General features: G+C 70.2%; 20 protein-coding genes and 1 tRNA gene. 9 read left to right on the top strand and 12 right to left on the bottom strand.

The annotated features are described in order from the left end of the window. The first annotated feature begins 62 nt into the window (after positions 1-62). The 4 genes from G3N18_RS00105 to G3N18_RS00090 all read left to right on the top strand — a co-directional run bounded on the left by G3N18_RS00105 (position 63) and on the right by G3N18_RS00090 (position 2,763). Positions 63-554, top strand: coding sequence for a single-stranded DNA-binding protein (locus G3N18_RS00105; protein ID WP_196382318.1), 492 nt, complete (start codon positions 63-65; stop codon positions 552-554). 121 nt (positions 555-675) lie between these two features. Next, a complete protein-coding gene (locus G3N18_RS00100) occupies positions 676-1,347 on the top strand; it encodes a hypothetical protein (RefSeq protein WP_196382317.1) in 672 nt (223 codons plus the stop codon). Further along, complete coding sequence (locus tag G3N18_RS00095) at positions 1,344-1,553, top strand: helix-turn-helix transcriptional regulator (protein ID WP_196382316.1); 210 nt, start codon at positions 1,344-1,346, stop codon at positions 1,551-1,553. The genes G3N18_RS00100 and G3N18_RS00095 overlap by 4 nt, the downstream gene beginning before the upstream one ends. Beyond that, positions 1,540-2,763: a tyrosine-type recombinase/integrase gene (locus G3N18_RS00090; protein WP_196382315.1), complete on the top strand. Its 1,224-nt coding sequence runs from the start codon at positions 1,540-1,542 to the stop codon at positions 2,761-2,763. Before G3N18_RS00095 ends, G3N18_RS00090 begins: the two co-directional genes overlap by 14 nt. 190 nt (positions 2,764-2,953) lie before the next feature. Here G3N18_RS00090 and G3N18_RS00085 read toward each other — a convergent pair. Next, a tRNA-Pro gene (locus G3N18_RS00085) sits at positions 2,954-3,027 on the bottom strand. A 185-nt stretch (positions 3,028-3,212) separates the two neighbouring features. Between G3N18_RS00085 and G3N18_RS00080 the strand changes: the two genes are divergently transcribed. The 3 genes from G3N18_RS00080 to G3N18_RS00070 all read left to right on the top strand — a co-directional run bounded on the left by G3N18_RS00080 (position 3,213) and on the right by G3N18_RS00070 (position 5,041). After that, a complete protein-coding gene (locus G3N18_RS00080) occupies positions 3,213-3,791 on the top strand; it encodes a GNAT family N-acetyltransferase (RefSeq protein WP_196382314.1) in 579 nt (192 codons plus the stop codon). A 49-nt stretch (positions 3,792-3,840) separates the two neighbouring features. Continuing rightward, positions 3,841-4,203 carry a S4 domain-containing protein gene (locus G3N18_RS00075; protein WP_196382313.1) on the top strand — a complete coding sequence of 121 codons (363 nt, stop codon included), beginning with the start codon at positions 3,841-3,843 and terminating at the stop codon, positions 4,201-4,203. Between the two features lie 91 nt (positions 4,204-4,294). Beyond that, positions 4,295-5,041 carry a lysoplasmalogenase family protein gene (locus tag G3N18_RS00070; protein WP_196382312.1) on the top strand — a complete coding sequence of 249 codons (747 nt, stop codon included), beginning with the start codon at positions 4,295-4,297 and terminating at the stop codon, positions 5,039-5,041. Here the strand turns inward: G3N18_RS00070 and G3N18_RS00065 are convergent. Both G3N18_RS00065 and G3N18_RS00060 read right to left on the bottom strand, forming a co-directional pair. Continuing rightward, positions 5,007-5,426 (bottom strand): ribosomal maturation YjgA family protein, encoded by a 420-nt coding sequence (locus tag G3N18_RS00065; protein ID WP_338038065.1) that lies wholly within the window; start codon positions 5,424-5,426, stop codon positions 5,007-5,009. The two genes, G3N18_RS00070 and G3N18_RS00065, sit on opposite strands and share 35 nt — an antisense overlap. Further along, positions 5,405-6,307: an NUDIX domain-containing protein gene (locus G3N18_RS00060; RefSeq protein WP_196382311.1), complete on the bottom strand. Its 903-nt coding sequence runs from the start codon at positions 6,305-6,307 to the stop codon at positions 5,405-5,407. Before G3N18_RS00060 ends, G3N18_RS00065 begins: the two co-directional genes overlap by 22 nt. 191 nt (positions 6,308-6,498) lie before the next feature. On the opposite strand from G3N18_RS00060, the gene G3N18_RS00055 reads away from it, so the two are divergent. Next, positions 6,499-8,355, top strand: a complete 1,857-nt coding sequence (locus tag G3N18_RS00055) for a ribonucleoside triphosphate reductase (protein ID WP_196382310.1) — start codon at positions 6,499-6,501, stop codon at positions 8,353-8,355. Further along, positions 8,330-9,070 (top strand): anaerobic ribonucleoside-triphosphate reductase activating protein, encoded by a 741-nt coding sequence (locus G3N18_RS00050; RefSeq protein ID WP_196382309.1) that lies wholly within the window; start codon positions 8,330-8,332, stop codon positions 9,068-9,070. Before G3N18_RS00055 ends, G3N18_RS00050 begins: the two co-directional genes overlap by 26 nt. Positions 9,071-9,102: 32 nt before the next feature. Here the strand turns inward: G3N18_RS00050 and der are convergent, their stop codons facing one another. From der to G3N18_RS00005, 9 genes are all read right to left on the bottom strand, one after another. Then, positions 9,103-10,626, bottom strand: a complete 1,524-nt coding sequence (der, locus tag G3N18_RS00045) for a ribosome biogenesis GTPase Der (protein ID WP_196382308.1) — start codon at positions 10,624-10,626, stop codon at positions 9,103-9,105. Next, on the bottom strand, positions 10,616-11,314 hold the full coding sequence (cmk, locus tag G3N18_RS00040) for a (d)CMP kinase (RefSeq protein WP_196382307.1): 699 nt from the start codon (positions 11,312-11,314) through the stop codon (positions 10,616-10,618). The genes der and cmk overlap by 11 nt, the downstream gene beginning before the upstream one ends. After that, positions 11,311-12,432: a prephenate dehydrogenase gene (locus G3N18_RS00035; protein ID WP_196382306.1), complete on the bottom strand. Its 1,122-nt coding sequence runs from the start codon at positions 12,430-12,432 to the stop codon at positions 11,311-11,313. The genes cmk and G3N18_RS00035 overlap by 4 nt, the downstream gene beginning before the upstream one ends. Before the next feature lie 9 nt (positions 12,433-12,441). After that, positions 12,442-13,263, bottom strand: a complete 822-nt coding sequence (locus G3N18_RS00030; protein WP_196382305.1) for a pseudouridine synthase — start codon at positions 13,261-13,263, stop codon at positions 12,442-12,444. Further along, the gene (gene scpB / locus G3N18_RS00025) at positions 13,260-13,886 is read right to left on the bottom strand and encodes an SMC-Scp complex subunit ScpB (protein ID WP_196382304.1); all 627 of its coding nucleotides are present in this window, start codon (positions 13,884-13,886) and stop codon (positions 13,260-13,262) included. Before scpB ends, G3N18_RS00030 begins: the two co-directional genes overlap by 4 nt. Further along, positions 13,876-14,709 carry a segregation/condensation protein A gene (locus tag G3N18_RS00020; protein ID WP_196382303.1) on the bottom strand — a complete coding sequence of 278 codons (834 nt, stop codon included), beginning with the start codon at positions 14,707-14,709 and terminating at the stop codon, positions 13,876-13,878. Before G3N18_RS00020 ends, scpB begins: the two co-directional genes overlap by 11 nt. Further along, a complete protein-coding gene (locus G3N18_RS00015; protein ID WP_196382302.1) occupies positions 14,693-15,526 on the bottom strand; it encodes a ParA family protein in 834 nt (277 codons plus the stop codon). The genes G3N18_RS00020 and G3N18_RS00015 overlap by 17 nt, the downstream gene beginning before the upstream one ends. 120 nt (positions 15,527-15,646) lie before the next feature. Beyond that, positions 15,647-16,732 carry a hypothetical protein gene (locus tag G3N18_RS00010; protein ID WP_196382301.1) on the bottom strand — a complete coding sequence of 362 codons (1,086 nt, stop codon included), beginning with the start codon at positions 16,730-16,732 and terminating at the stop codon, positions 15,647-15,649. Position 16,733: 1 nt separating this feature from the next. Further along, positions 16,734-17,942, bottom strand: a complete 1,209-nt coding sequence (locus tag G3N18_RS00005) for an aminotransferase class V-fold PLP-dependent enzyme (protein WP_196382386.1) — start codon at positions 17,940-17,942, stop codon at positions 16,734-16,736. Between the last annotated feature and the right edge of the window lie 94 nt (positions 17,943-18,036).

Below are 18,036 nucleotides of genomic sequence, written 5' to 3'. Positions count from 1 at the left end.
TCGTACCTGTCTGGTGAGCCCGCGGCTGCGGGATTGACATGGACATGTTGGGAGATATCACGATGACCATCCGCACGAAGGAATCCCTGTCGGGGTTCGTCGCGTCCGACCCGGAGCTGACGTTCACCAGCAAGGGCGACGCCCGCCTCTACGCCCGGATCGGGCAGCCCCAGGCCCGGGTCGAAGACGACGGGACGTTCACCCCGTTGGAGCCGACGTTCACGGACCTGGTGATGTTCCGGCGCTCCGCGGAACTCGCGCACGAGCAGTTCCAGAAGGGTGACAACTTCCTCGCCGAGGGCGAGACCCGCACCTACACCAGTAGCGACGGCACCGAACGTGAGCAGTTCGTCGCGTCCCGGATCGGACACGACAACAACATCACCCGCTACACCGTCGACCGCACCCCGCCCGAACGAGAAACCCCCCAGCAGGAGGCCGCGGTGCGGGAACAGGTGCAGCAGGCCCTCGCCGACCGCGAAGCACAACTCGACCCGGAACCACCCGCCGCGACCAGCGCTGCGTCCGTGCAAGGCGACGCGGTCGCCCGATAAGCCGCGGGTACGGCGACCAGCCACCCCACCACCTCCGTCTGGTCGCCGCACCCGCCTCCTTCCTGCGCCGCATCCTTCGCGGCTCTCCTTCTTCGCCTCGCCACGTTCCGGGAGTTTTCTGATGACCACCAACAGCCCCACCCCACCCGATCTGCCCGACGCGGGTTCGACCGTGTCGGAGCCTGACTTCGATGGGATTGATCTGTCCGAGCTCCCCGCAGACGTCGCTGAGAAAGCGAAGCAGTTCGCGAAGCAAACGTTCCAGGCGGACCTGGCGAAGTCGCTCACCGCGGTGGCACGCCCGATCAACTGGCGCACCCTCCCACCCACCGACCTCGAGCACGAGCTTCTCGAGCTGAACGGATGGGTCGACTGGCTCCGCCACGCCTACGGCCTCCCCGCACAAGTGGTCCCGCCGATGTGGCATCGCCACCCCGAGCTCCTCTGGGAGCTGTCCGCCCTGCGCCAGCACTGGCTGTTTTGCTTCGACCCACAAGCCAAAGGCAACCAGGCCCTCGCCTGGCACCACGACTTCAGCGTCGCCCGCGAACGATTGCGGGACTGGGTCACGATCTCCGGCACCCGCCTTGACCGCGACCGCCCCACCCGCATCACAGTGTGGCCCGGCGGAGAAGCCGAAGACTGGACAGAACCCGACACCACCGAACGCCCCGTCGCGAAGCGCACGGACGATTTCCTCGCGTTCGTCGAGGAGCAGGTCAAGGCCCGGATTGCGGAGCAGGACGCGACGATCCGGGAGATCGTGAACATCGATTGGAGCGAGCAGTCATGACCGAACAGACCGGTGACGTCCTCGTTTCACCGCTGCGGGACAGCCGGGAGATCGCGGCGTTCCTGCGGGTGTCGGAATCGACGCTGTCGAGGTGGCGGGCCGAGAAGAAGGGGCCCCCGTTCATCCGAATCGGTGGCGTGACCCGGTACCGCATCGAACAGGTCGAGCGCTGGCTCGCCTCCCTCGGCACCGATGAGCACGCCTGAACCGACCGCACCTCTGCCGGTGCCGCCGATCGGGGTGAAGGTCACCACCGACCTTGAACACCGTGCCTCGGGGATCCGTGCTCGCGCCCGCTGGATCGACCCCCACACCCGCAAACGCGTCACCCGCGCGCTCGTCGTCCCCAACGAGAACGCCGCCGAAGAGTTCTTCCAGTACCTGCAGGCCTCCGCCGAACTCGGGATCGACAAACGCATCCTGTTCTCCGACTACGTCGAGATGATCGGCGACCGATGGCAGCGAGGCCTGGACCCGACCTCCACCGTCGACGGCTACAAACTCGGACTCCGCCTCCGCGTCCTCCCCGCCCTCGGACATTTGCCACTGTCGCAGATCACGGCCGGGATGATCGACCGCACCATCGACCAGTGGGAAACCCAGCACTCCGCGTCAACCATCAAGAACACCATCGCACCCCTCGTCCGCGTCCTCGACGAAGCCGTCCGCGACGACCTCCTCCCCAGCAACCCCGCCCGCAACCGGTCCAGACGCTCCCTCGGGAAATCAGCCCTCAACCTCAAGGAAGACGACCAGTCACCGCGCGTCCACGCGCTCAAAGACCTCGCGACCCTCTCGGCGCTGGCAGACCGATGTGGGGAGGCGCATCAGAGCTACTCCGACTTCGTGATGCTCTGCGCGCTCCTCGCCGCCCGCGGCTCCGAGATCTCCGGCCTTCAAGTCGGCGACATCGACTGGGATCAACGGATCGTCACGATCCGCCGCCAAACCTACCCAGGCGCAGGCGGCCTTGTTACCAAGCAGACCAAGGGACGAGACATCCGACACGTCCCCATCCTGCACGCGCTCACCCCCGTGCTTGAGCGCCTGACCGCCGACCGCGAGCCCGAGGAACGACTACTGACCGGACCCCGCGGCGGGGTGCTCACTACCGCCTCCGTCAGGGACGCGACGAAGTGGGATCAGCTCGTCACCGATCTTGAACTGACGAGCCTCACCCGGCACGGGCTCCGGCACACTGGAGCAACCTGGCTCGCCGACGCCGGCATCCCGCTCCACGTCCTCCAAGGCATCCTCGGGCACAAGTCCATCGAGACCACCCGCGGCTACTTGCACCCCGACACCCGACACCTCACCGACGCTGCCGCTCGCGCGAATGCGTTCCTTGACGGACAAGAAAACGCCACCCGCGAGGCTCCTACCAAGACCCGTCGGACAGCCGCACCCGGGCGATGAAACGGTCGCGGATCGCAGTGAAAACGGGCTCCAGGTCCCGGCCAGGTCCCGGCTCGTCACAACAGTCGCAACTGGGGGTCTCGAAGGGCATCAGCCTTCACTGGCGGGATGCTTCCATAAACCCCTCCGAAGAGGACCGCAGAAACGACGAAGCCCAGGCGAGAAACATGCTCTCACCTGGGCTTTTCTGTCGGGATGACAGGATTTGAACCTGCGACCCCCTGACCCCCAGTCAGGTGCGCTACCAAGCTGCGCCACATCCCGTTGTTCACTTTTCGGCCGGAAACAGTCGTTACCGCACTTGACCCCCAGTCAAGTGCGCTACCAAGCTGCGCCACATCCCGGTCCGTCGTCCGCACGCGGACAACTCCCCTATCCTAACCGGTTGCACTGGCTCTCGCGAACCGAGCCGCATGGCGCGTGTCGGTACCCGCCACTAGTGTCGGCGCATGACCGAGATCCGCATCGCAGAGGCATCCGTCGACCGCTTCGACGACGTCGAGCACGCGCTCACCGGCGGGGGCGACGGCGCCTCGTGCTGGTGCCAATGGTGGATGCTGCGCGCCAAAGACTTCAGCGCCAGCTCGCGCGACGAGCGGCGTGAGCTACTGCGCAGCGACCTCGAAGCGCCCGTCGCCTCGGCGCTCCTCGCCTACGTCGACGGCGAGGCCGCCGGATGGGTCAAGGTCTCGCCGCGGCCAGACCAGCCGCGCCTGTCCCGCACGCGCAATCTGCAGCAGTCGCCCGAACCCTTCGACGACGCCTCGGTCTGGGCGATCACGTGCTTCGTGGTGCGGCGCGAGCACCGGGGCGCCGGTGTCGCGAACCGGCTGCTCGCTGCCGCCGTCGACCACGCACGTGCGCACGGCGCCCGCGTCATCGAGGGATACCCCATCGACACCGACAGGACCAAGGCGTCGTCGAACGATCTCTTCCACGGCGCCCTCTCGAGCTTCGCCGACGCCGGATTCACCGAGGTCGCCCGCCCCGCTCCGGCCCGACCGATCGTCTCGCTCACCCTCGCGTGACACCACCCACATCCCCGTGCCGGCGTCGCGCGGTGCGAGAATCGACAGCGTGAGCGAAGGATCGGTGAGGGTGGATGCCTGGCTGTGGGCCGTGCGCGTCTACAAGACCCGCTCCGCAGCGACCACCGCCTGCCGCGCCGGCCACGTGCGCGTCGGTGGCGAGAAAGCGAAGGCCTCACAGTCCGTCAAAATCGGCGACGAGCTGCGCGTGCGGATCGCAGGCTTCGACCGCATCCTCGTGGTGCGGCAGCTGCTCACCAAACGCGTCGGCCCGCCGCTGGCCGCTCTCGCCGCCGAAGACCGCACCCCCGTCCGTGAACCGGTCGCGCTCCTCGCCGTGCGCGACCGCGGCGCGGGGCGACCGACCAAGCGCGAGCGACGCGAGATCGACCACCTGCGCGGCCGCGACTGAGCCCGCGCCGCCGCCGACCCGCCCGAGCACACCCGACTCACTCAAGCAACCAGCCGCTCGCCCGACCGACCCACCCGCGCAAAGGAGCGCCATGACGACCCCCGCATCCGGACCTTCCGCCGGCGCTCTGCCGCGACGCACGCCCAGTGACGAACCCGTCCCCTGGCGCACCCTCGCCCTGTTCGTGCCCTACCTGATCGTCCTGGTCATCCATCTCGTCGCCCTCGCGGTGGGGCCGGCGACCCTCGTCTACCCGACCAAGCTCGCCCTCATGCCCGCGCTGGCCGTCGGCGTATCGGTGGTATCCCGCGGCCTCGCGCGACGGGCGCGCGCCACGATCGCGCTGCTGCTGCTGGCGCTCGCCGTCTCGTGGCTCGGCGACGGCGCGGCCTGGTTCTTCCCTTTCCTCGCCGACGAGCTGCCCGCGATGCTCGCCTGCTTCGGCGTCGCACACGTGCTCTACATCGTGCTCTTCGTGCGCCTGGCGCGCGGCGCACGCCCCCGCGCGCGTCTGCCGCGCTGGACACTCGTCTATGTCGTCTGGTGGGTCGCCATGATCGCCGTGCTGTGGCCGCACCTCGGCGCACTCGCGATCGGCGTCGCGCTCTACGGTCTCGTGCTGGGCGGCACCGCCGCGGCGGCCAGCCTCGGATCGCGGGCGACCGCCCTCGGCGGGATGCTGTTCCTGGCATCCGACACGCTGCTCGCGCTGCGCCTGTTCCTCCCCGGCGCCGCCGACGTCATCGGCGACGTCGCGGTGATGGCGACCTACGGGCTCGGGCAGTTCCTGCTCGCCGCGGGCATCATCGCCCTGCTGCGCCGCGGCTCCGCACGATGACCCCGTCGATCGCGACGCACACAGCGGCGGCGCACACGTAGACGACGAGATCGCGCGCGTCGAACCCCGATCCGAACACGAAGCGCAGCGGCGGCCACGCCGCGCCCCACCGTGCCGGCAGGCCGGTCAGCTGCAACAGCTCGACCGCGATGCACCAGCCCGCCGCGAGCGATCCGACGATCAACGGCCGACCGCGCGGCCACAGCACGACGATGCCGAGGTAGATCGCACCGGTGTAGAGCGCGTCCCCGGCGATGTCGGTGACCGTCGACGCCGGGAACCCCTCGTGCACGACGAGCCCCGCCGCGACGACCAGAACCAGCAGCACGATCGCCGCGATCCGCCGCCGGGCGGGCCGGCGGGTCAGAGCAGATCGCGCAGCCACGACACCGATCGAACGGATGCCCCGGATCGCTCCAGCCGTCCGGTGAGCTCTCGGTCGCTCGTCACGGCCGTGACGGCGCGGCCCTCCGCGCGCAGGCCGTCGGCGACCTCGACGATCGCGTCGTCGCCGGCGCCGGCAGCCCTGACGATCCGCACCGCACCCGCCGCATCGCCCTCGACGGCGCGCGCGTCACCCTCCACGACGAGCACGATCTCGGGGAACCACACGTTCTCGGGAAGCTCGAGCGCCGCGGCATCCACCCCGCGCTCCGCGAGGGCGGCGAGCGCGTCGCGCAGCCGCGCGGCGGCACCGGCGCGGTCGCGCCACCAGCCGTCGGGCACCGAGCCGACGACGTTCGCCGCGTCAACGACGAGCGTGGGGCGCACGGGCAGCAGGGCGCGCAACCGCGGCCACGACGCCGCGAACCCCGGATGCAGCAGGTACGACTCCACGTCGTCGACCGGCACCCACGCGAGTTCGCGGCTCTCGGGGTCGCTGATCACCGGTTCGAACGGTGTGGTCACGTCGGCGACGAGCGTCGAGTATGTCCACACGCCGATGTCGTACACGCTGATCAGCCGCGGCGCGACGGCCGCGCGCGGCACCCCCGCCTCTTCGGCCGATTCGCGCAGCGCCGCGTCGCAGGCCGACTCTCCCTGGTGACGCGCGCCGCCCGGGAGCCCCCACGTGTCGCCGTGATGACTCCACGCGACGCGGTGCTGCAGCAGCACCCCGCGCGCCGCGTCGACGGCGAGCAGGCCCGAGGCCCCGAACCGCCCCCAGTACTTGGTGCCGTCCCCGGCCACAACCCACGCGTCGCCCGGGTCGCGCGGCCCGTCGGGGCGGCGCGGCTCTCCGGCGGCAGGAGGAACGATGGTCACCGCTTCAGCCTGTCACAATCGGGCCCCGAGAGCGCCCGCCGCGTCACGACGCGTCTCCACACCGACCCGAATCCACGCGACACACCACATATGGTGCCGTTTCGCACAAAGCACCCCAGATATGGTGTGGTCATACCACTTCGCTCGACTCGTGACCCGACGCGAGCGCTCGACACCGAAAGCAGGCCGCCATGCCCTCTGCCCGCACCGCCTCCACCACGGCCTCCGCCACGGTCTCTGTGAAAGAGACGATCGACGAATACCTCGCCCGCGCGGATTGGCGGGTCAACGCCAACGCGAACCAGGGCTATTCACTCGGTGGCATGGTGCTGAATGCGGCCGGCAAGCTCATCGCCAACTACTGGCTCGACGAGGTCTACGCGCCCGAGGCGGGGCTCGCGCATCGCGAGGGCGACCTGCACATCCACGACCTCGACGTCTTCGCCGGGTACTGCGCCGGATGGTCGCTGCGCATGGTGCTCGAGCAGGGTCTCGGCGGGGTGCCCGGCCGCGTCTCGAGCGCTCCCCCGCGCCACTTCTCGAGCGCCCTCGGGCAGCTGGTCAACTTCCTCGGAACGCTCCAGAACGAGTGGGCGGGCGCGCAGGCGTTCTCGTCGTTCGACACCTACCTCGCCCCCTACGTGCGGCGCGACGGCCTCACCTCCAACGAGGTGCGGCAGCAGATGCAGGAGTTCATCTTCAATCTCAACGTACCGAGCAGGTGGGGCACCCAGACCCCGTTCACCAACCTCACCTTCGACTGGGTGTGCCCCGACGACCTCGCCGACCAGCGCCCGCTCATCGGCGGCGAGGTGCAGGACGTCGCCTACGGCGAGCTCGCGGCCGAGATGGCGATGATCAACCGCGCGTTCATCGACGTGATGACCGAGGGGGATGCCGACGGGCGGGCCTTCACGTTCCCGATCCCCACCTACAACATCACCCGCGACTTCGACTGGGAGGGCGAGAACGTCGAGGCCCTCTTCGCGATGACCGCCAAGTACGGACTTCCCTACTTCCAGAACTTCGTGAACTCCGACCTCGACCCGCACATGATCCGGTCGATGTGCTGCCGGCTGCAGCTCGACCTGACCGAGCTGCTCAAACGCGGCAACGGCCTCTTCGGCTCAGCCGAGCAGACCGGCTCGATCGGCGTCGTCACGATCAACTGCGCGCGCCTCGGCTTCGTGCACTCCGCCGACGAGGCATCCGCCCTCGCGCGCCTCGACGAACTGCTCGACATCGCCCGCGACAGCCTCGAGGCCAAGCGAGAGGTCATCGCCCGGCACCTCGAGGCGGGCCTGTTCCCGTACACGCAGCGCTACCTCGGCACCTTCGACAACCACTTCTCGACGATCGGCGTCAACGGCATCAACGAATACGTGCGAAACCTCACGCGCGATGAGCACGACATCACCGACGAGGCCGGGGCAGCCGCCGCGATGCGCCTGCTCGACCGGGTGCGAGAGCGCATCGTCGCCTTCCAAGAGCAGACGGGCCGCATGTACAACCTCGAGGCGACCCCGGCGGAGGGCACGACCTACCGCTTCGCGAAAGAGGACATCGCGCGGTTCGGCGACGCGGGCATCCGTCACGCCGGAACACCCGAGAACCCCTACTACACGAACTCGTCGCAGCTGCCGGTCGGTTTCACCTCCGACCCGTTCCTCGCGATGGCGCTGCAGGAGCCGCTGCAGCAGAAGTACACCGGCGGCACCGTGCTGCACCTCTACCTCGGCGAGGCGATGGAATCGGCGCGCGCGTGCCGCGACCTCGTGCGCCGCTCGCTCGAGCGCTTCCGCCTGCCGTATCTCACGATCACGCCGACGTTCTCGATCTGCCCGCGCCACGGCTACGTGTCGGGTCATCACGAGACGTGCCCCACGTGTGCGGCCGACTGCGAGGTGTGGACGCGGGTGATGGGTTATTTCCGGCCGATCTCGGGGTTCAACATCGGCAAAAAGGGCGAGGCTTCGGAGAGGACGTACTTCGTCGCACCCGCCACCTCGCCGAAGGAGGCTCATGGTCCGCGCAGCCGTCGCCAGTGAGCTGAACATCGCGGGGGTCACCGCGTTCTCGACGGTGGACTGGCCCGACATGCTCGCGGCGACCGTCTTTCTGCAGGGATGCCCGTGGAACTGCTTCTACTGCCACAACCCTGCACTCATCGACCCGCGAGCCCAGGGCGAGACGTCATGGAGCGACGTCGTCGACCTGCTCTGCGACCGCATCGGACTGCTCGACGGGGTCGTCTTCTCGGGCGGTGAGCCCACGCTGCAGCGCGCACTCGTGCCCGCGATGGACCTCGTGCGCTCACTGGGGTTCAGCATCGGGCTGCACACCGGCGGCGCCTACCCGGGCCTGCTCGCCCAGGCGCTGCCGCACGTCGGCTGGGTGGGACTCGACATCAAAGCACTGCCGGGCGGGTACGACCTCGTGACCGGACGGCCGAACAGCGCCGAAAACGCGTGGCGCTCGCTCGAGCTGGTGCTCGGCAATCGCCTGCTGCGCGAGGGCACCGATCATCCGCTCGATGTCGAAGTGCGCACGACGGTGCACCCCGCCGCGATCGACGACACCGGGCTGCGCGAGCTCGGCTGCCGCCTCGCCGACGCGGGCGTCGAGCACTGGGCCGTGCAGCGGTTCCGCGAGACGGGCGTGCGCGCGCCGCTCCCGCGGGTGACGGTGGATGCCGAGGCATCCGCCCCGCTCACCCTCGCCGACCTGCCCGTCGAGCGCTTCTCGAGCCTCGTCGTGCGCTGACGCGCGTGCGCTGACCGCGAGGCCGCCCCGCGTCAGCGCTGTCGGCGCTCGCGCACTCGCATGTTCGTGATGATCGGCGTTCCTTCGAAGCCGAAGATCTCGCGCAGCCGCCGCTGGATGAACCGGCGATAGCCCGGGTCGAGGAACCCGGTCGTGAACAGCACGAACGTCGGCGGGCGGGTGGAGGCCTGCGTACCGAAGAGGATGCGCGGCTGCTTGCCGCCGCGGAGCGGGTGCGGGTGCTCGGCGACGAGTTCCGAGAGGAATGCGTTGAACTTGCCCGTGGGAATGCGCTGATCCCACGAGGCGAGCGCGGTCTCGAGCGCCGGCACGAGCTTGTCGAGGTGCCGTCCGGTGCGCGCCGAGATGTTGACGCGCGGCGCCCACTGCACGTGCGCGAGGTCTTGCTCGATCTCGCGCTCCAGGTAACGGCGGCGGTCGGCGTTCTCCATGTCGTCGTCGTTCAGGCGGTCCCACTTGTTGAACGCCAGCACGAGCGCACGGCCCGACTCGAGCACGAGGTCGATGATGTTGAGGTCTTGCACGCTGATCGACTGCGACACGTCGAGCACGACGACGGCGACCTCGGCCTTCTCGAGCGCCGCCGAGGTGCGCAGCGACGCGTAGAAGTCGGCGCCCTGCTGCAGGTGCACGCGGCGACGGATGCCGGCGGTGTCGACGAAGCGCCACAGCCGTCCACCGAGCTCGACGATCTCGTCGACGGGGTCGCGCGTGGTGCCGGCGAGCTCGTTGACGACGACGCGCTCCTCCCCCGCGGCCTTGTTGAGCAGCGACGATTTGCCGACGTTCGGCCGGCCGAGAATCGCGACGCGGCGCGGCCCGCCGAGTTCGGCCTTGGCGACCGCAGAGACCTCGGGCAGCACCTTCATGACCTCGTCGAGCAGGTCGGCGACGCCCCGCCCGTGGATCGCCGAGACGGGGTACGGCTCACCCAGCCCCAGGTTCCAGAGGGCCGCCGCTTCGGGCTCCTGCCGCGCGTCGTCGATCTTGTTCGCGACGAGGAAGACCGGCTTCTTGGTCGTGCGCAGCAGGCGCACGACGGCCTCGTCGGTCGCGGTGGCGCCGACCATCGCGTCGACGACGAACAGCACCACGTCGGCGAGGTCGATCGCGACCTCGGCCTGCGCGGCGACCGAGCGGTCGATGCCCTTGGCATCCGGCTCCCATCCGCCCGTGTCTACGAGGGTGAAGCGGCGGTCCATCCACTCGGCTTTGTAGGTCACGCGGTCGCGGGTGACGCCGGGGGTGTCTTCGACGACCGCCTCGCGGCGCCCGAGGATGCGGTTGACGAGCGCCGACTTGCCGACGTTCGGCCGTCCGACGATCGCGACGACCGGCAGGGCGGGCAGCATCTCGACGATCTCGCCGCCCGCGGTGAAGCCGGCGAGCAGTTCGGCGTCGTCGTCGTCGAGGTCGTAGTCGGCCAGCGACGCGCGCAGCGCCGCGGCGCGCGACTCGGCGAGCTCTTCGTCGAGGCCCGCCATCTTCTCTTCGAGGCGGTCGGGGCCGCCTTCGTACTCTTCTTCAACGGCCATCGTGGTTCTCCTGTGTCGTGGGGGCGGTCACCGCGGCGGCGAGCTGCAGAACGGCCTCCACTGTCTGTGCGAAATCGAGATCGGTCGAATCGACCACGCTCACGCCGTCGGCGGCGGTGAGAAAGTCGACGACCTGGCTGTCCGCCGCGTCGCGGCGGTGCAGGGCGGTGGCGACGGCGGCAGCGTCTTGGCCGGTGAGCTCGGCGCTCCGCCGTGCGGCGCGCACCTCGGACGCCGCGGTCAAGAGGATGCGCACGGGCGCGTCGGGCGCGACGACCGTGGTGATGTCGCGGCCCTCGACGACGACGCCGGGGCGGCCCGACTCGCGAACGAGCGTGCGGAACAGGTCGTTGACGCGCTCGCGCACCGCCGCGACCCGCGCGACGCCGCTGACGGCGGCGCTGACGCGGGGCTCGCGGATCGCCTCCGTGACATCCGTGTCGGCCACGCGCACCCAATAGTCGTCGGGATCGAGCGAGATCGCGTAGGGGAAGTCGGCCGCCGCGTCGAGCACGGCTGTCTCGTCGGCGGTGTCGGCGCCGCGGTCGAGCACGTGCCACGCGAGCGCGCGGTAGGCGGCTCCGGTGTCGAGGTAGCCGTAGCCGAGGCGACGGGCGGCCTCTTTCGAGACGCTCGATTTGCCCGAACCGGCCGGACCGTCGATCGCGATGGTGAGGGTCGTGGTCATGAGGGCAGGCTCGCGATCTTCCAGCCGCGGGCGGCGAGGCCCTCTTCGGCGTGACGGACGGCCCCCGGAACGACGCTGATCTCGGCGAGGCCGAACTGTGCGCCGGGCGAGTGCTCGAGGCGCAGGTCTTCGACGTTCACGCCCAGTTCGCCGAGCTCGCCGAACAGGCGGCCAAGCTGGCCGGGGGTGTCGTCGACCATGACGACGAGCGACTCGAACCGGCGGTTCTGACCGTGCTTGCCGGGCAGACGCTCGACGCCGTCGTTGCCGCGGCGGATCGTGTCGGCGACGGCGCGGCGCGCGCCGGGTGCTTCGGGCTCGCGCAGCGCCTCGGCGACGGTGCGCAGGTCGAGGGCGAGCTGGTCGAGCACGTCGACGACGGGGGCGGCGTTCGCTCCCAGGATCTGCACCCACAGCTCGGGCGCCGACGCGGCGATGCGCGTCGTGTCGCGCACGCCCTGACCGGCGAGGCGCAGCGAGCCGTCGGGCGCGTCGACGAAGCGCCCGGCGAGCAGGGATGCCACCAGCTGCGGTACGTGCGAGATGAGCGCGACCGCGCGGTCGTGCTCCTCGGGGGTCATCTCGATCGGCGTCGCGCCGAGATCGAGCGCGAGCCCTTCGACGACCGCGAGGTCGGACGCGGGCGTCTCGCCGTCGCGGCACACGACCCACGGCCGGCCGACGAAGATGTCGGCGCGCGCCGAGATGGCACCTCCCCGTTCGCGACCGGCGAGCGGGTGCGAGCCGATGTAGTGGGTGAGGTCGACCCCGCGTGCCCGCAGCGCGTGCAGCGGTTCGAGTTTGACGCTCGCGACGTCGGTGACGACGGCGCGCGGGTGGGCGCGCAGCTCTCGCTCGACGACGTCGGCGACGACGTCGGGCGGGGTCGCCACGACGACGAGCACCGGGTCGTCGTCGTGGGCGGCGGGGCGGCCCGCACCGTAGTCGACCGCGAGACGCAGCTGAGCCGGCGATGCATCGGCGAGCGCCACGTCGACGCCCAGGCCGCGCAGGGCGTGCCCGATGCTCGCCCCGAGCAGCCCCGCGCCGACGATGCGCACGGTGCCCGCGGTGCGCGCCGCGCGCACGCCGACGCTCGCCTCGATCGAATCGGTCACAGTCTCCGCCTAGAAGTCCCCGGTGTCGGAATCACCGGCGTCAGATCGGCCGGTGTGAGAATCACCCTGCGGCGAAGGCGCCGCGCGGCGCGCCGCCGTCAGCAGGGCACCGCGTTCCACTGTAGTCAACTCGCGCGCCCGGCCCGCTGGGAGCGTGCCCAGGTGCAACGGCCCGAACTGCCGTCGCACGAGCTCGACCACCGGGTGCCCGACCGCCGCCATCATGCGGCGCACGATGCGATTGCGGCCCGAGTGCAGGGTCAGCTCGACGAGGCTCGTCCCGCGCTCGCCCGTCGACGAGGCATCCAGCAGCCTCGCCTTGTCGGCCGCGATCGGGCCGTCGTCGAGCTCGATCCCCTTCGTGAGGGTCGCGATCGTCTGCGCGGTCACGCGACCCGACACCTTCGCGATGTAGACCTTCGTGACCCCGAACGAGGGGTGCGCGAGCACGTGCGCGAGGTCGCCGTCGTTGGTGAGCACGAGCAGTCCGCTCGTCTCGGCGTCGAGACGCCCGACGTTGTAGAGGCGCTCGTCCCACTCTTTCGTGAAGCGGCGCAGGTCCGGGCGGCCCTGTTCGTCTTTCATCGACGAGACGACGCCGGTCGGCTTGTTCAGCATGATGTAGCGCTTCGTGGCATCGAGCTGGACCGCGGTGCCGTCGACGTCGACGAGGGCGGATGCCGGGTCGATGCGCGTACCCAGTTCGGTGACGACGCGCCCGTTGACGCGCACCCGGCCCGCGACGATGTAGTCCTCGCACACGCGTCGCGAGGCGACCCCCGCGTTCGCGAGCACCTTCTGCAGGCGAACGCCCTCTGCTGCCTCGGTCATGGCAGCACCTCCGATTCGAATCCTTCGGCGCCGTCGTCGAGCAGCGGCGAGATGTGCGGCAGCTCGTCGATCGAGTTGATGCCGAGGTTCACGAGCAGCGCGTCGGTCGTGCCGTAGTTGATCGCGCCGGTGTCGGGGTCGGTGAACACCTCGGTGATCAGGCCGCGGGCGACGAGCGTGCGCACGACCGAATCGACGTTGACGGCGCGGATCGCGGCGACCTGGCTGCGGGTGACGGGCTGCTTGTAGGCGATGACGGCAAGGGTCTCGAGGGCCGCCTGCGACAGGCGGCTGGGCGCCTGGGCGTTGACGAACTCCGACACGAGGTCGTCGTGCTCTTCGCGCACGTACAGCCGCCAGCCGCCGCCGACCTCGCGCAGCTCGAACCCGCGGCGCGGCGCGCCGGTCTCGCCGTCGTAGTCGCGCACGAGAGCGTCGACCGCCTGACGCACGGCGGGAACAGGCGAGCCCACCGCCGCGGCGAGCGCGACGAGGCTCTGCGGCTCGTCGACGACGAGCAGGATCGCCTCGATCCGCCGGGCGATGTCGACCGGCTCCTGCGAGCGCGCGGGCGAATCGTCGGTCACCGCGGGGTTTGCGGTGAGAGAGGGGTCAGCGGTCATAGTCGGCTCCCAACGAGGCGAGGTTCTCTTCAGACCAGCGTTCGGCGGTCCAGCGCAGGGTCAGCTCGCCGAGCGGCTCGAGCTGCTCGAACGAGAGGGCGGCGTGGCGGTACAGCTCGAGCACGGCGAGGAAGCGCGCGACGACGACGCCGGTCTGCGTCGTGCCGGCGACGAGCTCGCGAAAGCTCAGTGTCCCGGCGCTGCGCAGCAGCGTCACGACGACGGCGGCCTGCTCGCGGATCGACACGAGCGGCGCGTGCAGGTGGTCGAGCCCGACGTGCGGGATCTCCTTCGGCGCGAAGGCGAGCAGAGCGATCGCGGCGAAGTCCTCCTTCGACAGGGTCCACACGAGCTCGGGCACCGCCTGCCGGTACTTCTCGTCGAGCCGCACGGCGCGCACGTGGCGGCGGTCCTCGCGGCGCAGGCTCCGCTCGAACCACGCCGACACCTCTTTGAACGCCCGGTACTGCAGCAGCCGGGCGAACAGCAGGTCGCGCGCCTCGAGCAGGGCGACCGACTCGGCGTCGACCAGCTCGCCCTGCGGCAGCAGACCCGCGACCTTCATGTCGAGCAGGGTCGCGGCGACGACGAGGAACTCGGATGCCTGTTCGAGCTCTTCGTCGGCGTCGAGGCCCTTGAGGTACGAGATGAACTCGTCGGTCACCCGGCTGAGTGAGATCTCGGTGATGTCGAGCTCGTGGTTGCCGAGCAGAGTCAGCAGCAGGTCGAACGGGCCGTCGAAGCCGGCGAGCGAGACGCGGAATCCTTCCGCGCGCTCGGCGGGCGCAGCCGGTTCGGTCGCGGGCTCAGGCGACGGCGCCACGGGCGACCAGCTCCCGCGCGAGCCGCAGGTATGCCTGGGCCGCCGCGTGCTCGGGCGCGAACTGGGTGATGGGCACGCCCGACACCGAGGCATCCGGGAACTTCACCGTGCGGCCGATGACGGTCTCGAGCACGTCGTCGCCGAATGCCTCGACGACCCGCTCGAGCACCTCTCGCGAGTGCAGCGTGCGCGGGTCGTACATCGTGGCGAGCACGCCGTCGAGCTCGATCGCGGGGTTCAGGCGGTCGCGCACCTTGTCGATGGTCTCGATCAGCAGCGCGACGCCGCGCAGGGCGAAGAACTCGCACTCGAGCGGGATGAGCACGCCGTGGCTCGCGGTCAGGGCGTTGACGGTGAGCAGGCCCAGCGAGGGCTGGCAGTCGACGAGGATCACGTCGTACTCGCCCGACACCTTGCGGAGCACGCGCGAGAGGATCGTCTCGCGGGCGACCTCGTTGACGAGGTGCACCTCGGCGGCCGACAGGTCGATGTTCGCGGGCAGCACGTCGAGGCCCGGGGTCGAGGTCTGCACGATCACCTCGTGCGGATCGCGCTTGGTGTCGAGCAGCAGGTCGTAGATCGTCGGCACGTCGTGCGTGGCGATGCCGAGGCCCGCCGACAGGGCGCCCTGCGGGTCGAAGTCGACCGCGAGCACGCGGCGGCCGTACTGGGCGAGAGACGCGGCGAGGTTGATGGTCGTCGTGGTCTTGCCCACGCCGCCCTTCTGGTTGCAGAGCGAGATGATGCGGGCGGGCCCGTGCGAGGCCAGCGCGGGTGGGGTCGGGAACCCGTGGTAGGGACGACCGGTCGGTCCCATCGGAACGTCCTCCGCTCCGGCCTTTTTCGTCCCCCGCGACTTCTCCGCCACCGACACTCCTGCTTTCTGCCGTCCTTCCCAGGACTCCGCCCTGCGATTCTCGCACAGGCGCCGTGCGCGCTACCCGAGACGGGCCAGAGTGTCGGCGTCTCGCACCCCGGCGTGCAGCCCGCCGCCCGCGATCAGCGTCGGGATCGAGACGGTGCGGATCTCGTCTTCGACGGTCGCCCGTGTGCGGGTGAGCGCCGCGGCGACGTCATCAGATCCCGACAGCGCGTCGATTTCGTCGACCGCTTCCGCGCTGTACCCCGCGTCGACGAGCCACTGCTGCAGCTGCGCGCGGGCGCCCGCGGCATCGGCCCCGTTCATCCACTCCTGCCAGCCCACGCCGCCTGAATCGGTGCCGGTGAAGAGCTGTTCGAGGATGTACCAGTCCCCCGTCATCCGTCCCGCGTCGCCGCCCTCGCCGTGCGCGGCTTCGTAAGCCTGCACCGCGGCGAGATACGACGCGACGAGCGGCGAGTTCGGGAACTTCGATCCGAGGCTCGACGTGATGGGATACGCGAGGTAGGCGAGGTTGTGCGTCTCCGCGAAGCCGGATGCCTCGATGTTGCGGAACAGCTCCGCGCAGAACCGGCACCCGGGATCGAGAACCTCGAGCGCGACCGGCAATCCCTCGCGGTACCCGCCGAGGTAGGTCGCGTCGGGCGAGACGTAGTCCGCGGCATCCCACGCCTTCATCCGGCTCGGAACGGCCGCGATGGTCTCGCCGAGCGACGAGAACTCGTCGCCGAACGCTCCGACCACGTTCCCCTCGCCGATCGACTGCCAGAAGTCGGGGGCGCCCCCGATCGAGCAGGCCTCGGCGGCGAGCGCGCAGGCCTGCGTGTCTTGCTTGTCGCACGTGCCGTAGACGAACAGGTTCAGGCCGCTGCGACCGAGCAGATACAGGCTCACGACGAGGCTCACCACCATGAGCGCGGCGATCACCTCGATCGCGATGGATGCCGGTCGCACGAGACGCGGCGCACGCACCGCCAACGGCGCGAGCATCGAGTTCTTGACGTCTTCGCGAAAGGTCGTGTCGCAGGGGCGCAGCGTCACGCGTCGCCACGCACACCCCCAGGCCGTGCCGAGGAGCCGGCGGTACTTCGCCGACACGGCCGACAGCACGAGCACGACGAGGAACGCGATGATGCAGACCACGTCAGAGCCCCGCCATCATCGGTGCCATGCGCGCGAGCGTGCGGTCGATGTCGGCGTCGGTGTTGTGCGCGCCGATGCTGAACCGCACGAGCGGCCCCAGGCCGCGTCTCTCGATGAGCCAGTGGTGCGCGCAGAACGACCCGCTGCGCACCGAGATGCCCGCGCGGGCGAGGAAGGTCGCGAGGCGGTGGCCGTCGACGCGTTCGGGCAGCACCGAGATCACGGGCGTCGGCGCAGGGCCGATCAGCTGCAGGTGCGGCAGCGCGGCCAGCCCTTCGTACAGGCGCGTCGCGAGGCGGTGCTCGTGCACGGCGAGCGTCTCACCGTGCGCGCTGCGGAACCCGCCGAGCCACTCGATCGCAGCGCCGAAGCCGATGATCTCGGCCCAGGCCTGCAGCCCCGGCTCGAGTCGCGAGTGCGGTTCGGGCAGCAGCGTGAAGTCGTCTCGCGAGACGGCGCTCACCTGACCGCCGCCGACGATCACCGGGTCGAGCGACAGGAGCAGCTCGTTCGTCGCGATGACGGCGCCGAGCGACGGTCCGTACATCTTGTGCGCCGAGAAGCAGATCGCGTCGGCGTCGAGCCCGCGGAGCGCCTCGAGGGCGTGCGCTGCCGCTTGGGCGGCGTCGACGATCACGATCCCGCCCGCGCGGTGCACGGCGGCGATCAGGTCGCGAAGGCCCGGTGTGACCATCCCGATCACGTTGTCCATCGCCGAGACCACCACGACGGCGTCACGCCACTCGTCGCCGTCGGCGAGGAGTGAACCGTCATCGCCGCGCTCGAGCACGATCCGCGGGATGCCCGCGCGCCGAGCCGCGGCGATCGTCGACAGGAACACGGCGTTGTGCTCCGTCACCGTCGTCACGATCCGCGCGAACCTGCCCTGCGGCAGGCTCGACAGCAGCAGGCCGAGGCCGTACGTCGTGTTGAGCGTGAAGGCGCACGAGTACCGCCGCGGCGAGACGCCGACCGCGGCGAGTGCGCGCTCTCGGGCAGCCTGCACCTGGGCATCCACGCGGCGCCCGGCGTCGTACTTGACGCGCCCGCCGCACGCGCCGGTGTGCAGGTAGTAGTCCTGCACCGCATCGATCACCGGCTGCGGGCGCGGCGTCTGGCACGCCGAATCGAGGTAGACCGCATCGCCCGAGAGGTAGTCGAAACCCGGTCGCCCCGCGCCGTCGTCCGGCTCAGACCTGGATCGTGTCAGATTAGTGCCCCACGCCCGGCCGGAGTGCGGCGATGATGTCGGCGGCTTCCCCCGTTGGCGGGGTGGTCGCGGTGAGTTCGTGTCCGTCGATGGT

Origin of the sequence: Microbacterium paulum (assembly GCF_015707995.1) — a bacterium.
In the GTDB taxonomy this organism is placed as follows: Bacteria; Actinomycetota; Actinomycetes; order Actinomycetales; family Microbacteriaceae; genus Microbacterium; species Microbacterium paulum.
The sequence above is the reverse complement of the archived record's forward strand: the minus strand, read 5'-3'. Positions and strand labels throughout refer to the sequence as shown.

Coding starts and splice junctions, on each gene's coding strand:
- cmk (WP_196382307.1), bottom strand. CDS start 11,314: ATGACCACGACCCTCACCATCGCGATCGACGGTCCGGCCGGTTCGGGC.
- G3N18_RS00090 (WP_196382315.1), top strand. CDS start 1,540: ATGAGCACGCCTGAACCGACCGCACCTCTGCCGGTGCCGCCGATCGGG.
- der (WP_196382308.1), bottom strand. CDS start 10,626: ATGGCCGTTGAAGAAGAGTACGAAGGCGGCCCCGACCGCCTCGAAGAG.
- G3N18_RS00030 (WP_196382305.1), bottom strand. CDS start 13,263: ATGACCGAGGCAGCAGAGGGCGTTCGCCTGCAGAAGGTGCTCGCGAAC.
- G3N18_RS00095 (WP_196382316.1), top strand. CDS start 1,344: ATGACCGAACAGACCGGTGACGTCCTCGTTTCACCGCTGCGGGACAGC.
- G3N18_RS00080 (WP_196382314.1), top strand. CDS start 3,213: ATGACCGAGATCCGCATCGCAGAGGCATCCGTCGACCGCTTCGACGAC.
- G3N18_RS00070 (WP_196382312.1), top strand. CDS start 4,295: ATGACGACCCCCGCATCCGGACCTTCCGCCGGCGCTCTGCCGCGACGC.
- G3N18_RS00055 (WP_196382310.1), top strand. CDS start 6,499: ATGCCCTCTGCCCGCACCGCCTCCACCACGGCCTCCGCCACGGTCTCT.
- G3N18_RS00100 (WP_196382317.1), top strand. CDS start 676: ATGACCACCAACAGCCCCACCCCACCCGATCTGCCCGACGCGGGTTCG.
- G3N18_RS00105 (WP_196382318.1), top strand. CDS start 63: ATGACCATCCGCACGAAGGAATCCCTGTCGGGGTTCGTCGCGTCCGAC.
- G3N18_RS00050 (WP_196382309.1), top strand. CDS start 8,330: ATGGTCCGCGCAGCCGTCGCCAGTGAGCTGAACATCGCGGGGGTCACC.
- G3N18_RS00015 (WP_196382302.1), bottom strand. CDS start 15,526: ATGGGACCGACCGGTCGTCCCTACCACGGGTTCCCGACCCCACCCGCG.
- scpB (WP_196382304.1), bottom strand. CDS start 13,886: ATGACCGCTGACCCCTCTCTCACCGCAAACCCCGCGGTGACCGACGAT.